Source organism: Streptomyces sp. NBC_00209, from assembly GCF_045206345.1.
Classification (GTDB): domain Bacteria; phylum Actinomycetota; class Actinomycetes; order Streptomycetales; family Streptomycetaceae; genus Streptomyces.
On record NZ_CP108121.1, the window covers coordinates 5,337,633 to 5,352,032 of the forward strand.

Below are 14,400 nucleotides of genomic sequence, written 5' to 3' on the forward strand. Positions count from 1 at the left end.
CGTGAAAAAGCTCTCCGCACGACGACGCCATCCGTTGGCGGCAGTCGTCGTACTACTCCTCGCGCTGGCGGCCACCGGGGGGCTGTACGCCGCGTTCGCGCCCGCGAGTAAGGCGCAGGCCGACGACACCGCCCAGTCCCTCGCCATCGACGAGGGCAAGAAGCTGTACTCCGTCGGTTGCGCCAGCTGCCACGGAACCGGCGGTCAGGGCACCTCCGACGGGCCGCAGCTTGTCGGCGTGGGCTCCGCCGCCGTGGACTTCCAGGTCGGTACGGGCCGTATGCCCGCGCAGCAGCCGGGCGCCCAGGTACCGAAGAAGAAGGTCATCTACAGCCAGGCCGAGATCGACCAGCTCGCGGCCTACGTCGCGTCGCTCGGCGCCGGTCCGGTCGTCCCGACCAAGAGCCAGGTCAGCCCTGAGGGTGCGGACATCGCCAAGGGTGGCGACCTGTTCCGTACCAACTGCGCGCAGTGCCACAACTTCACCGGCAAGGGTGGCGCACTGACGAATGGCAAGTACGCGCCGGACCTGGACGGCGTGGACCCGAAGCACATCTACGAGGCCATGCTGACCGGCCCGCAGAGCATGCCGTCCTTCCCGGACTCGACCATGCCCGAGCAGCAGAAGCGGGACATCATCGCCTACGTCAAGACCGTGAACGGCTCCGAAGCCGAGTCCCCCGGCGGCCTCGCACTCGGTGGCCTGGGTCCGGTCAGCGAGGGCCTGTTCGGCTGGATCTTCGGTCTGGGCGGTCTGATCGCAGTTGCCATTTGGGTCGCGGCCCACACCGCTAAGGCCAAGAAGTCATGAGTAGCCAAGAGATTCCAGAAGAGAACCTGCCCGACGCGCAGGGCGCCGCGCACGACGCGGTGGACAAGGCGCACGACGAGCCGTTCGCCGACCCGGGGCTGCCGGCCCACAGGCCGCGCATCCAGGACATCGACGAGCGGGCCGCGAAGCGCTCCGAGCGCACCGTCGCGACCATGTTCCTGTTGTCCATGCTGGCGACGGTGGGCTTCATCGCCTCCTACGTCATCTTCCCGGTCGACAAGATCGTCTTCATCTTCCCGTTCGGTCATGTCAGCGCGCTCAACTTCTCCCTGGGTCTGACCCTGGGCCTGGCGCTCTTCCTGATCGGCGCGGGCGCCGTCCACTGGGCGCGCACCCTGATGTCCGACGTCGAGGTCGCCGACGACCGGCACGCCATCGAGGCGACGCCCGAGGTCAAGGCGAAGGTGCTGTCCGACTTCGCGGACGGCGCCCGGGAGTCCGCGCTCGGCCGGCGCAAGCTGATCCGCAACACCATGTTCGGCGCGCTGGCCCTGGTGCCGCTCTCCGGCGTGATGCTGCTGCGCGACCTGGGTCCGCTGCCGGAGAAGAAGCTCCGCAAGACCCTGTGGGCCGAGGGCAAGCAGCTCGTCAACATGAACACGATGGAGCCGCTGCGTCCCGAGGACGTGGTCGTCGGTTCGCTGACCTTCGCCATGCCCGAGGGCCTGGAGGAGCACGACGAGGACTTCCAGACGCAGATCGCCAAGGCCGCCCTGATGATCATCCGCATCGAGCCGGACGACATCAAGGACAAGCGCGAGCGCGAGTGGGCGCACGAGGGCATCGTGGCCTTCTCGAAGATCTGCACGCACGTCGGCTGCCCGATCAGCCTGTACGAGCAGCAGACGCACCACGTGCTCTGCCCGTGCCACCAGTCCACCTTCGACCTCTCCGACGGCGCCCGCGTCATCTTCGGTCCGGCCGGCCACGCCCTCCCGCAGCTGCGGATCGGCGTGAACAGCGAGGGCAACCTCCAGGCGCTCGGTGACTTCGAAGAGCCCGTCGGTCCTGCATTCTGGGAGCGCGGATGAGTACTGCGACGAACACTCCCGGCGCCGCAGCGCCGGGCAACCGCAAGGCACCCGCCGGTGAGCGGGTGGCCGACTGGGCCGACGGCCGGCTGGGGATCTACTCCCTCGCCAAGTCCAACATGCGCAAGATCTTCCCGGACCACTGGTCCTTCATGCTCGGTGAGATCTGCCTCTACAGCTTCATCATCATCATCCTCACGGGTGTGTACCTGACGCTGTTCTTCCACCCGAGCATGAACGAGGTCGTGTACCACGGCCCGTACGAGCCCATGCAGGGCATCCGGATGTCGGAGGCGTACGCCTCGACGCTGAACATCAGCTTCGACGTCCGCGGTGGTCTGCTGGTCCGGCAGATCCACCACTGGGCCGCGGTCATCTTCCTGGCCGGCATGTTCGTGCACATGATGCGCGTCTTCTTCACCGGCGCGTACCGCAAGCCGCGCGAGATCAACTGGCTGTTCGGCTTCCTGCTGTTCGTCCTCGGCATGTTCACCGGGTTCACCGGTTACTCGCTGCCGGACGACCTGCTCTCCGGTACGGGTGTCCGCTTCACCCAGGGCGCGATCCTGGCGACACCGGTCGTGGGTACGTACCTGTCGATGTTCCTGTTCGGCGGGGAGTTCCCCGGCGGCGACATCATCGCGAGGTTCTACTCGATCCACATCCTGCTGCTGCCGGGCATCATGCTCGGGCTCGTGGTCGGCCACCTGATCCTGGTCTTCTACCACAAGCACACCCAGTTCGCGGGTCCCGGCAAGACGAACAAGAACGTCGTCGGCATGCCCCTGCTGCCGGTGTACATGGCGAAGGCCGGCGGGTTCTTCTTCCTCGTCTTCGGCTTCATCGCGATCATCGCGGCGATCGCCTCGATCAACCCGATCTGGGCCATCGGCCCGTACCGTCCCGACCAGGTGTCCACGGGCGCCCAGCCGGACTGGTACATGGGCTTCGCCGAGGGCTTCGTCCGTGTGATGCCTGGCTGGGAGATCAACCTCTGGGGCCACACGCTGGTCCTGGGTGTCTTCATCCCGCTCGTCCTGTTCGGTGTGGTGCTCGGTGCGCTGGCCATGTGGCCGTTCATCGAGTCCTGGATCACCGGGGACAAGCGCGAGCACCACATCCTGGACAAGCCGCGCAACGCGCCGACCCGGACGGCCCTCGGTGTCGCCTGGGTGACGATCTACTTCGTCATGCTGATCGGCGGCGGCAACGACATCTGGGCGACGCACTTCAGCCTCTCGCTCAACTCGATCAGCTGGTTCGTCCGTATCGCCTTCTTCGTCGGCCCGGTCATCGCGTTCGTCGCGACCCGGCGGATCTGCCTCGGCCTTCAGCGCCGCGACAAGGAGAAGGTGCTGCACGGCCGCGAGTCCGGGCTCATCAAGCGCCTGCCGCACGGTGAGTTCGTGGAGGTCCACGAGCCGCTCTCGCCGGAGGCGCGATACGCGCTCACCGCGCACGAGCAGTACCAGCCGCTCGAAATCGGCCCGACGGTCGACGAGAACGGTGTGGAGCGCAAGGTCTCCAGGATCACCAAGGTCCGGGCGCGGCTCAGCAAGAGCCTGTACGGCGAGGACAGCCAGATCGCCAAGCCCACCGCCGAGGAGTACAAGGAGATCACCAGCGGCCACGGCCACCACTGATCACCCGTTCTGAACGCCACGGCGAGAGCCCCGTCCATTCGATGGACGGGGCTCTTTGCCGTCCCCGGGGCTCGATAGGGTGGAGCCGACCCCTTATCGGCTGTGGACCCCAGGAGCGGACCATGAACGTTGTGACCCCGGACGGCGGCGACAGCGTGGCGGCCTTCTCCTGGCCCGGCGTGCTGACCCCCCTGCTGCGCGGCGAGGACCTGGGTTCCGACGCCACCGCCTGGGCCATGGACCGCATCATGAGCGGCGAGGCGACCGACGTGCAGATCGCCGGATTCGCGGTCGCCCTGCGTGCCAAGGGCGAGACGGTCACCGAGGTCTCCGGCCTGGTCCGCGCGATGTACGAGCACGCCACGACCATCGAGGTGCCCGGCCGCACCGTCGACATCGTCGGCACCGGCGGCGACATGGCGAAGACCGTCAACATCTCCACGATGTCCGCGATCGTCGTGGCCGGCACCGGCGCGAAGGTCGTCAAGCACGGCAGCCGCGCCTCCTCGTCGGCCAGCGGCTCGTCGGACGTGCTCGGGAAGCTCGGCGTCAACCTGGAGCTGGCTCCCCGCCGCGTCGTGGAGGTGGCCGAGGAGGCGGGCATCACCTTCTGCTTCGCGGTGAAGTTCCACCCCGCCCTGCGCCACGCGGCCAAGGCGCGTGCGGAGCTGGGCGCGCCGACCACGTTCAACATCCTGGGCCCGCTCACCAACCCGGCCAAGGTGCGCTCCCAGGCGATCGGGGTGGCCGATCTGCGCATGGCCCCCATCGTCGCGGGCGTCCTCGCCGAGCGCGGCAACTCCGCCCTGGTCTTCCGGGGCGACGACGGCCTGGACGAGCTGACCACCACGGCGACCTCGCGGGTCTGGGTGGCCCGGGACGGCGTGGTCCGCGAGGAGACCTTCGACCCGCGCCACGTGGGCGTCGAGCTGGTCCCGGTGGAGGCGCTGCGTGGCGCCGACGCCTCGTACAACGCGGATGTGGCGCGCCGGCTGCTAGCCGGGGAGACCGGTCCGGTACGGGACGCGGTGCTGCTCAACTCGGCGGCGGCGCTGGTCGCGCTGGACCCGGGCGAGGGGCCGCTCACCGAGCAGATCCGGGCCGGTATGGCGAAGGCCGCCGAGTCGATCGACTCGGGTGCGGCCGGGCGGGCGCTGGAGAGATGGGTCGTCGCCAGCAACGCGTGAGCGCATCGATGTGCGGCAGGGCGCAGTCCGGATCGCGGACTGCGCCTTGCGCGTTCCCGTACGTATGGCAAGATGCTGCGCAGGTCATGAGTGACAGCGACTACGGCCCCGGCCCGCTGTCCGGCAACCCTCCGTCCGTGGCGGGGTGCCCCGGGTGAAGACCAGGCCGCAGGCAGCGAGGTCTGCGGCAAGCGCGGACCCCTCGACGTCGCAGACGTCCACCCGTGGGGTCCTTGGTCCTCAGGGAGCCTCTTGTGAGCAAGCGAATGCGTTAGGGCCCGAGGCCCTTCTCCGCACACCCCCTTCTCTTCACTCCGTGCTGCCGCGTCTGTGCCGGCACGCGGAATTCGCCTGCCTGTTACGGGAGTTCGCCATGTCTGTCTTCACCGCTGCCGCCGACCAGTCGCTTTGTGCCCCGCTGCCGGTTCTGGGCGAGGACGTCCGCGTCCCGCTGGTCACCGGTGGAGAGGTCGGCTACGCCGCGCTGGACTACGCGGCGAGCGCCCCGGCGCTGAAGCGGGTCTGGGACGACGTGGCCGCGTACGCCCCGTACTACGGCAGCGTGCACCGGGGCGCCGGGTACCTCTCGCAGCTCTCCACGGACCTCTTCGAGTCGAGCCGGGCCACCGTGGCGGAGTTCCTGGGCTGCCGCCCCGAGGACCAGGTGGTCTTCACCCGGTCCACCACGGACTCGCTGAACCTGCTGGCCGCCGCGCTGCCCGCCGACTGCCAGGTCTTCGTCTTCGAGACCGAGCACCACGCCTCGCTGCTGCCCTGGCGCGACGCCCGCGTCACCTACCTGAATGCCCCGCGCACCCCCGCCCAGGCCGTCGCCACCCTGGAGCGGGCCCTCGCCGAGCGTGAGCCCCACGGCCCCGCGCTGGTCTGCGTCACCGGCGCCTCCAACGTCACCGGCGAGCTGTGGCCCGTACGGGAGCTGGCCGCCGCCGCGCACTCCCACGGCGCCCGGATCGTCCTGGACGCCGCCCAGCTCGCCCCGCACCACCCCGTGGACATCGCCGAGCTGGACGTGGACTGGGTCGCCTTCTCCGGGCACAAGCTGTACGCCCCGTTCGGCTCGGGCGTCCTGGCCGGCCGGGCCGACTGGCTGCGCGACGCCGAGCCGTACCTGGCCGGCGGCGGCGCCTCCCGCACGGTGGCCCGGCGTACGGACGGCGGCGTGGACGTCGAGTGGCACACCACAGCCGCCCGCCACGAGGCCGGCTCGCCCAACGTCATCGGCGTCTACTCCATCGCCTCCGCCTGCAAGGCGCTCACCGAGGCCGGATTCGACCGGCTGGTCGCCCGCGAGCAGCACCTCGTCGGCGAGGTGCTGACGGGGCTCGCCGGGGTCCCCGAGGTGAAGGTGCTCTCGCTGTTCGGCGACGACGCACCGCGGGTCGGCGTGATCTCGTTCGTGGTGGAGGGCTGGAACAGCTCGCACTTCGCCGCCGCCCTCTCCGCCGAGTACGGCATCGGGGTGCGCGACGGCCTCTTCTGCGCCCACCCGCTCGTGCGCACCCTGCTCGGCAGCGACCCGGGCGAGGCGGGGGAGTGCGGTGCGCCGGAGGCGGAGCCGGGCGAGCGGTCTCTGAACGCGATCCGGGTCAGCTTCGGCGCCGGGACCCCGGACGAGCACGTCGAGCGCTTCCTGCGCGCGGTCCGGGAGCTGGTGAGCGACGGGGCACGCTGGAAGTACCGCACCGAGGACGGCCGTTGCGTGCCGGACCGGGGCGCCGCCCAGGTCTGAGGGCCGGGCGGCGCGGGCCGCCTACGCGTCCAGGCCGATGGAGAACGCGGCCTCCAGGTCGTGCTGCGAGTACGTGCGGAAGGCCACGTGGGTGTCGGTCGCCTCGACACCCTGGATCTTGCTGATCCGGCCGGGGATGACCTCGGCCAGGTCGTCGTGCTTGGCCACCCGGACCATGGCGATCAGGTCGTAGGTGCCGGTGACCGAGAAGACCTCGCTGACGCTGTCCAGCGCGGCGATGGCCTCGGCGATCTCGGGAATCCGGTCCACGCTGGTTTTGATGAGCACGATCGCGGTGATCACGGCTGTGTTTCTCCCTCGGTGGCCGTGGCTGAAGACTTCACTCTAGGGCCTCCGGTGTCGCGCCTGTAGCGGCCCCAGGCGTAGAGGAACCCGGTGGCGAAGCCGACGACGTGGGCCAGGTACGCCACCCCCGGGCCGCTTCCCGCGCCCTCGGCGGCCAGCCACTGGAGCACGAACCAGAAGATCAGCACCACCCACGCGGGGAAGCGCAGCGGCAGGAACAGCAGGAACGGGAAGACGCTGGTCACCCGGGCCCGGGGGAAGAGGTAGAGGAAGGCGCCGAGCACCGCCGAGATCGCCCCCGACGCGCCGACGAGCGTCTGGTCGGACGTGGCGTGCGCGGCGGCGTACGCGAGCAGCGCCAGATAGCCGCAGCCCAGGTAGAACAGGGCGAACTCGGTGTGGCCCATGCGTTCCTCGGCCATCGCGCCGAACACGTACAGGAACAGCACGTTGCCCAGCAGGTGCAGCCAGCTGCCGTGCACGAACAGCGCGGTGAACGGGGTGATCAGGGCGTGCGCCGAGCCGTCCCACAGCTCGCTCGGGATCACGCCCCACCGCTCGAAGTAGCCCGCCTGCGCGGCGAGCAGCGCGTCGGCCCCGCCGCGCACCGGGACGAAGCCGGAGAGCGGGCTGATCACGAAGACCGCGCAGCACAGGGCGATGAGGGCGTACGTCACCGGTGGCCCGCCCGAAGTCGCCGCGCGCAGGAGCCTGCCCGCCGCGGCCCGCCGATCGATCATGGACAGAGCATGGCGCAAACGGAGCGAACGGGACAGACCGCCTCGCCGTGCCGGCGGGAAGCGCCGAGGCCGTAGGCTGACGGGTGGGCATCCGCAGTTCGACGGCGCACCGCGAGATCCTTGTCCGGCAGCTCACGGCTCGACGAAAGAGGACGCACGATGACGACCGTTCCCCAGCCGACCGACACGACCCGTTGGCGCTGCACGCTCTGCGGGAACCTCACGCGCTTCGACGTGACGCGGTCCTCGAAGGTCGTGGAGTACGTGCACCTCGACCTGGCCGGTGAGTCGAGCGTCGAGGAACGCGAGGTGGTCAGTGAGACCATCGAGTCGGTCCGTTGTCGTTGGTGCAACGCGGTGGACCAGATCGAGCTTGTCGACAGGCCGGGTGCCGACTCCTGACGGGGCCGTGCGGAGACAACACAATGGGGTGACGGATGGTGGAGCAGCCCGAGGGCGGCGCCGCGTCGGCCGACGGGGCCGACGACGCCGTGGAGGCGCTCGACCGCCCGCTGCCCGAAGGGGTACGGCGCCGGGTCGTCGCGCTGGTATCCGACGCGTTCGGCGGTCTCACGGTCGCCGAACTGCCCGCCCAGCTGAGGCAGTACGCCCGCTTCACGGCGTCGCGGCGCGCCAAGTTCGCCGGGAACGCCATGGCCGCTGCCGTGGCGAACGACGAACGGTTCCGCCGCCGGATCGGTGAGCGGCTCCGGGAGGCCCAGCCGGAGCTGGCGGGCGCCCTGGAGTCCGGGGCTCCGCCCGCCGCCGCCGACCCGGTGGACGTGGCGGCTGCGGCGTATGTGCTGCGTCCGGACGGCTGGGTGAAGCTGGTCGCGGCGGCCGGCGAGGAGGTCCAGCGCGCGGACGCCGAGCGGGTCGGCGAGGAGAGCCGGCGCGAAGTGGCGCGGCTGCGCGAGGAGCTGGCCGAGGCCCGGGCCCACACGAAGAGCGAGACGGAACGGCTCCGCGCCGAACTGGACGCCGCCCGCAAGGAGACGGACTCCCTCCAGCGCAAACTGCGCAGCGCGGTCAGCGAGGTCAAGCGCGGTGAGGCGGCGCTGCGCCGGGGCCGGGCCGAGACCGAGGCCGTACGCGCCGAGGCGGCCGCCCAGGTGTCCGCCGCCGAGAGCGAGACCCGGCGGCTGAGGGCGAGGCTCGGGGAGGCCGAGGCGTCCGTCGAGGCGAGTCGCAGGGCGGCCCGGGAGGGGCGCTCGGTCGAGGACATGCGGCTGCGGCTGCTGCTGGACACGGTGCTCGAAGCGGCAGGCGGGCTGCGGCGCGAACTGGCGCTGCCGCCCTCCTCGATCCGGCCGGCGGACAGTGTGGACGCGGTGGAGCCCGGCCGGATGTCGCCCAAGGACATCGCGGCCAGGGCCCTTTCGGAGACCGACCCGGCGCTGCTGGACCAGCTCCTGGCGCTGCCGCAGGCCCATCTGATCGTGGACGGCTACAACGTCACCAAGACGGGTTATCCGCAGATGCCGTTGGAGAAGCAGCGGCTGCGGCTGCTCGGCGGGCTCTCGGTCCTCGCGGCGCGCACGGGCGCGGAGATGACGTGTGTGTTCGACGGGGCGGAGCTGGCCGCCCCGGTGCTGCTGGCGCCACCGCGCGGGGTGCGGGTGCTGTTCAGCAAGCCGGGGGTCACCGCCGACGAGCTGATCCGTCAACTGGCGCGCGCGGAGCCGCCGGGCCGGCCGGTGGTGGTGGTCTCCACCGACCGCGAGGTGGCCGACGGTGTGGCGAAGGCGGGGGCCCGGCCCGTTGCGTCCGCCTTGCTCCTGAAGCGGCTTTCGCGGGTTTAGCGCTCCTTGTGGGGAGTTCGCCCGAGATCAGGGAACGGACCGTCAAGTCGCCGCTACACGCCGTGGGGTGTGGGTAAAGAAGTGCCGTGTGTGACGAGATTTTTCCTGTGAGGATTTGAACTGATCACAAGATGGTCACTAGGGTCGGGCCTCGAACCTTCGCGCGGTCGATCACCCATCCGGGGTGGCGGCGAAGGAACCGCCGAGTCCGTGACGTACACGGAGCCGGGGATCTCCTCCCCCACAGATCCGGTAGGCGGCTCGAGGAAGAAGGAGCTCGCCTTCGTGGCGTCCCACCGTCGTCCCAAGCAGCCGAGCCGCACTCGTGTGACCGTGCTCACCGCGACCGCAGCCGCGGCCGTCGCTCTCTCCTCCCAGGCCGCTCACGCCGACCCCAAGCCGACCAAGAACGAGGTCAAGGCGAAGGTCGACCGGCTCTACCACGAGGCCGGAGCCGCCACCGAGCAGTACAACGGGGCCAAGGAGAAGCAGGAGAAGCTCGAGAAGCAGATCAGCGCGATCCAGGACAAGGTGGCCCGCGGCCAGGAGGAGCTCAACCAGCTCCGGTCCGGCCTCGGTTCCCTCGCCGCCGCGCAGTACCGCTCCGGAGGCATCGACCCCTCCGTACAGCTCTTCCTCTCCTCCGACCCGGACAGCTTCCTGGACCAGGCGTCCGCGCTCGACCAGCTGACGGCCAAGCAGACCGAGTCGCTGTCGAAGGTCCAGGAGAAGCAGCGGGCCCTCGCGCAGCAGCGCAAGGAGGCCCAGGACAAGCTGAGCGACCTCGCCTCCGTCCGCAAGACGCTCGGTGAGAAGAAGAAGCAGCAGCAGACGAAGCTCGCCGAGGCGCGTCAGCTCCTCAACACTCTCACCGAGGCCGAGCGAGCCAAGATCCGCCAGGACGAGGACCGCGCCAGCCGCGCGGCCAACACCCGGGTCAGCCTCGGGAACGAGGTCCCCGCCTCCGGTCTCGGCGCCGCCGCCCTCAACGCCGCCGCCACCCGCATAGGCAAGCCGTACGTCTCCACGGCTACCGGCCCCAACTCCTTCGACTGCTCCGGCCTGACCATGTGGGCCTACGCGCAGGCCGGCGTCAACATCACCCGCACCACGTACACCCAGGTCAACCAGGGTCACCGGATCGGCGTCAGCCAGCTGGCCCCCGGCGACCTGGTCTTCTTCAACGGCAACGAGCACGTGGGCCTCTACGCCGGCAAGGGCACCGTCCTGCACGCTCCGTATCCCGGCGCGTACGTTCGCTACGAGTCGATGAGCACCATCGGCAGCATCTACGCCGCCGTGCGCATCTGAACCGCGCCCGAACGGGCGAATTCCCGCGCCCCGTACTGACGCCCGCCCCGCCGGAGACCACAGGTCACCGGCGGGGCGTCACTGTGTGTGGCCCCCGCCGGTCCGGCGCGTCTTTGTCCGCTCCGTGATCACGCGGCTACTGTCTGCCTGCTGTCACGGCACCCGTACGTCGGTCCGCCCGCCCGGGCGGCAGGGGCCGCGCGCGTCTGCGTACAGCGGAAGGGAGTGCGGCGACCTGTGGGATCCCATCGCCGTTCCACACAGCCCGGTACCGGTCGCGGTGCCCGGGCCACCGTCCTGACGGCGGCGGCCGCGACCGCGGCCGCGACGCTCGGCGCCGCCCCCGCGCACGCCGAGCCGCACGACACCCCGCAGTCCGCCGGGGCCCGCGTCGACCACCTCTACACCGAGGCCGAGCGCGCCACCGAGCAGTACAACAGGGCCGGCGAGGACGTGACCCGGCTGCGCGGCGAGTTCGGCCGGGCCCAGGACCGGGCCGCCCGGGGGCAGGAACGCATCAACCGGATGCGCGAGGAGCTGGGATCCGCGGCCCGGGCGGAGTACCGGGCGGGCGGCATCGACCCCTCGCTGGCCCTGCTGCTCACCTCGGATCCGGACAGCTACCTCGACCGGGCCTCCGCCGTCACCCTGGCCGACGCCCACCGGGCCACCGCCCTCGCCGAACTGCGCAAGGCCCAGCGGGCGCTCGCCCAGACCCGGGCCGAGGCCGCCCACTCGCTGGCCGGCCTGGAGCGCCGCCGGGAGGACGTGAGCCGCCACAAGCGGGCCGTCGAACGCAAGCTCGCCCGCGCCAGGCAGCTGCTGAAGTCGCTGCCGGCCTCCCAGCGGGCCGCCCTGGCCCGCGCCTCGCGCGACGGCCGCGACCCGGGCGCCGGGCTCCTGGCCGGGCTCCCCGCGAGCTCCTCCCGCGCCGCCGCGGCCGTCCTGGCCGCACAGCAGGCGCTCGGCCGGCCCTACGTGTGGGGCGCCAACGGGCCCTCCGGCTTCGACTGCTCCGGGCTGATGCAGTGGGCCTGGGCCCAGGCCGGGGTGAGCCTGCCCCGGACCTCGCAGGCCCAGCGGTACGCCGGCCACATGGTGCCGCTCTCCGAGGCCCGCCCCGGGGACCTCGTCGCCTACCGGGCGGACGCCGGCCACATCGCGATGTACGTCGGGAACGGCCAGGTCATCCACGCCCCGTACCCCGGCGCCCCGGTCCGCTACGACCCCGTCGGGATGATGCCCGTCTCCTCGGTCACCCGGGTCTGAGCCCGGCCACAGCCCGTACGCTCGTCATGTGGTCGAACGGGTGCGCATACGGGGCGGGCGGCGGCGGGCGGCGGGTGCCGTCCTCGCCGCGCTGCTCTGCGCCGCGGGCTGCTCCGCCCCGGCCGACCGGGCGCCCGACGGCACCGCCCGGGGCGTCCGTGCCACCCTGGACCGGCGCGCCGCCGCCGTGCTGCACCACGACCCGGCCGCCTACGCCGCCGCCGTCGCCCCGGACGCCTCCGCGCTGCGCACCGCCCAGCGCCGGGAGATCGCGCGGCTGGCGGACGTGCCGCTCGGCTCCTGGGCGTACCGGCTGACCCACCTCACCCCGCACGGGGCGGACCGGGTCACCGCCGACGTCACGCTCGGCTACCGGATCGCGGGCTACGACAGCGCCCCCGTCTCCGTCGACCGGGTCGTGGACCTGGCCCGGGACCCGGCGGACGGCCGCTGGTACGTCACCGCGGACCGGGCCGCCGACGGCAGCGCCGGGCAGCTGTGGGAGCAGGGCGACGTCGAGGTGGTGCACGGGAAGCACAGCCTGGTCCTGGGCGTCGGCCGCACCCGGGACGAGCTGGACACCATCGCGGCGACGGCGGACGAGGCGGTGCCCGCGGTCTCCGCCGCCTGGCCGGAGCGGTGGGCGGGGCGCGTGGTGGTGCTGGTGCCGGACAGCGTGACGGAGATGGGCCGGCTGCTCGGGTCGCCCGCCTCGAACTACAAGGGCATAGCGGCCGTCACCACCGGCGAGACCGGCGGCACCGGGAAGGCCCCCGCGGACCGGGTGATCGTCAACCCGGAGGCGTACGCCCTGCTCGGCGGGTTCGGGCAGCGCGTCGTCCTCACCCACGAGACCACCCATGTGGCCACCCGCAAACGGACCTCGTCGGCCACCCCGACCTGGCTCTCCGAGGGCTTCGCGGACTGGGCGGCCTACCGGGACCAGGACCGCACCGCCGAGGAGATCGCCCCCGAGCTGGCCGACGCGGTCCGGGCCGGTGACGTGCCGGCCGGGCTGCCGGAGGACGAGGACTTCGCCTTCGCCGGGGACGCGGACCGGCTGGCGAAGGCGTACGAGGGCGGCTGGCTGGCCTGCGAGCTCATCGCCGACCGCTGGGGCGAGGAGAAGCTGTTCGCCTTCTACCGGGCCGTCGGCGCCCACCACGGGCGCGACGGGGCGGTCGAGGACGCCCTGCACGAGGTCCTCGGCACCACCCCGCAGGACTTCACGGCGCGCTGGCGGGTGTATCTGCGCGACCGGCTCGGCTGAGCGCGGGCTCCGCCTCCGCCTCCCGGACTTTCCTGCGGACCGGGGCCCGTACGGTGTCCCGCCACAGCCGCACGGCCGCCAGCACAGACGCGGCGACCAGCAGTCCGTTGCGCAGGAACATCAGCGTCAGGCCCTGCGCGTCGCTCGTCACCACATGGACGAAGCCGATCGGGAACTCCAGCTGCGTCACGCCCGTGGCCGCCACCACCAGCACGGCCGGCCACCCCATCCGGCTCTCCCGCAGCACCAGGCACACCGCCGCGAGACCGACCAGCCACAGCATGTACTGCGGGCTGATCACCCGGCTCGTCGTGGTGAACAGCAGCACCGCCGTGAACGCCGCGTCCGCCGGCGTACTCACCCCGAACGTCCGCGCCCGCAGCCGCCACACCAGCAGCCAGCCGAACGCGGCCACGCTCAGCCCCAGCGCCAGCGTGCTCACCAGCGGCACCTGCGGCCCCAGGAACTCCAGCGAGCCGTAGTGCAGCTCCACCCGGCCCTCCCAGCCGAACTGCCGCCACACATGGAAGACCAGCGCCCCCAGCGACTCGACCTCGGTGCCCCGGTCCCGCTGGAAGCCGAGGAACGCCAGCGCGCCCGGCGCCGCCGCCACGCACACCAGGAGCAGCCCGGCCGCCACCGCCGCCGCCGTCCCCCAGGCCAGCCGGGTCGCGCGCCCCCGGGCCGTCCCGGCCAGCAGCAGCGCCGGCCACACCTTCAGCAGCGCCCCGAACGCGGCCAGCGCTCCCAGCACCCGGGGGTGCCGCAGCCCGGTCAGCAGCGCCGCCACCGCCACGGCCGTCACCATCACGTCGTACCGGGCGTACGCGGTCGTGCCGAGCAGCGGGACGCCCGCCACCCACACCCACACCCCGGCCGCCCGGCGCCCCGGACCGTCGCTCGCCCGCAGCAGCATCCCCAGGACCAGCGCGTCGCACAGGAACGCCAGCACGAAGAAGGCCGTGGCGTAGTCCAGGAACGGCAGCAGGGCGGGGGAGAGGACCGCCAGGGCCGCCACGGGCGGGTATTGCCAGGTGACGTCGGACTCCGGGTAGCTGCCGGAGCGCAGCACCTCGGACCAGCCGTGGTAGATCACCGACACGTCGCTCGTCACGTCGAACCCGGGCGGGGTGACCACCTTGGTCACCCAGAGCAGCAGCACCGCCCTGGTGAGCGCCCACACCACGAAGGCCGCCGGACGCGTGCCGCTGGAACCCGTCATGACCTGCCCTCACCCGTCCTGTACGCCGTACGAAACA

General features: G+C 71.8%; 13 protein-coding genes and 1 riboswitch. Of the genes, 10 read left to right on the forward strand and 3 right to left on the reverse strand.

Annotated features, from left to right (window positions below; translation table 11 throughout):
- The first annotated feature begins 1 nt into the window (after position 1).
- The 5 genes from OG867_RS24230 (at position 2) to OG867_RS24250 (ending at position 6,443) form a co-directional block, all read left to right on the forward strand.
- A complete protein-coding gene (locus OG867_RS24230; protein WP_026171690.1) occupies positions 2-811 on the forward strand; it encodes a c-type cytochrome in 810 nt (269 codons plus the stop codon).
- A complete protein-coding gene (locus OG867_RS24235) occupies positions 808-1,863 on the forward strand; it encodes a Rieske 2Fe-2S domain-containing protein (protein WP_328899808.1) in 1,056 nt (351 codons plus the stop codon). Before OG867_RS24230 ends, OG867_RS24235 begins: the two co-directional genes overlap by 4 nt.
- Positions 1,860-3,506 (forward strand): ubiquinol-cytochrome c reductase cytochrome b subunit, encoded by a 1,647-nt coding sequence (locus OG867_RS24240; protein WP_328899807.1) that lies wholly within the window; start codon positions 1,860-1,862, stop codon positions 3,504-3,506. The genes OG867_RS24235 and OG867_RS24240 overlap by 4 nt, the downstream gene beginning before the upstream one ends.
- Before the next feature lie 122 nt (positions 3,507-3,628).
- On the forward strand, positions 3,629-4,693 hold the full coding sequence (gene trpD, locus OG867_RS24245; protein ID WP_328899806.1) for an anthranilate phosphoribosyltransferase: 1,065 nt from the start codon (positions 3,629-3,631) through the stop codon (positions 4,691-4,693).
- A gap of 82 nt (positions 4,694-4,775) precedes the next feature.
- Positions 4,776-4,893, forward strand: a riboswitch (SAM riboswitch).
- A gap of 173 nt (positions 4,894-5,066) precedes the next feature.
- The gene (locus OG867_RS24250) at positions 5,067-6,443 is read left to right on the forward strand and encodes an aminotransferase class V-fold PLP-dependent enzyme (RefSeq protein ID WP_406288420.1); all 1,377 of its coding nucleotides are present in this window, start codon (positions 5,067-5,069) and stop codon (positions 6,441-6,443) included.
- Positions 6,444-6,464: 21 nt separating this feature from the next.
- On the opposite strand, the gene OG867_RS24255 is transcribed toward OG867_RS24250, so the two are convergent.
- Both OG867_RS24255 and OG867_RS24260 read right to left on the reverse strand, forming a co-directional pair.
- A complete protein-coding gene (locus OG867_RS24255) occupies positions 6,465-6,746 on the reverse strand; it encodes an Lrp/AsnC family transcriptional regulator (protein WP_143622607.1) in 282 nt (93 codons plus the stop codon).
- A complete protein-coding gene (locus OG867_RS24260; protein ID WP_406288423.1) occupies positions 6,743-7,489 on the reverse strand; it encodes a rhomboid family intramembrane serine protease in 747 nt (248 codons plus the stop codon). The genes OG867_RS24255 and OG867_RS24260 overlap by 4 nt, the downstream gene beginning before the upstream one ends.
- A gap of 159 nt (positions 7,490-7,648) precedes the next feature.
- Here OG867_RS24260 and OG867_RS24265 point away from each other — a divergent pair, with 159 nt between their 5' ends.
- The 5 genes from OG867_RS24265 (at position 7,649) to OG867_RS24285 (ending at position 13,141) form a co-directional block, all read left to right on the forward strand.
- Positions 7,649-7,891 (forward strand): hypothetical protein, encoded by a 243-nt coding sequence (locus OG867_RS24265; protein WP_018104398.1) that lies wholly within the window; start codon positions 7,649-7,651, stop codon positions 7,889-7,891.
- A 38-nt stretch (positions 7,892-7,929) separates the two neighbouring features.
- The gene (locus OG867_RS24270; RefSeq protein ID WP_406291157.1) at positions 7,930-9,291 is read left to right on the forward strand and encodes an NYN domain-containing protein; all 1,362 of its coding nucleotides are present in this window, start codon (positions 7,930-7,932) and stop codon (positions 9,289-9,291) included.
- 285 nt (positions 9,292-9,576) lie between these two features.
- Positions 9,577-10,602 (forward strand): NlpC/P60 family protein, encoded by a 1,026-nt coding sequence (locus OG867_RS24275; RefSeq protein WP_406288425.1) that lies wholly within the window; start codon positions 9,577-9,579, stop codon positions 10,600-10,602.
- 237 nt (positions 10,603-10,839) lie between these two features.
- Positions 10,840-11,871, forward strand: a complete 1,032-nt coding sequence (locus OG867_RS24280; protein ID WP_328899802.1) for an NlpC/P60 family protein — start codon at positions 10,840-10,842, stop codon at positions 11,869-11,871.
- Between the two features lie 28 nt (positions 11,872-11,899).
- A complete protein-coding gene (locus tag OG867_RS24285) occupies positions 11,900-13,141 on the forward strand; it encodes a hypothetical protein (RefSeq protein ID WP_406288428.1) in 1,242 nt (413 codons plus the stop codon).
- On the opposite strand, the gene OG867_RS24290 is transcribed toward OG867_RS24285, so the two are convergent.
- Positions 13,098-14,363 (reverse strand): glycosyltransferase 87 family protein, encoded by a 1,266-nt coding sequence (locus OG867_RS24290; protein WP_406288430.1) that lies wholly within the window; start codon positions 14,361-14,363, stop codon positions 13,098-13,100. The two genes, OG867_RS24285 and OG867_RS24290, sit on opposite strands and share 44 nt — an antisense overlap.
- Positions 14,364-14,400 lie beyond the last annotated feature (37 nt).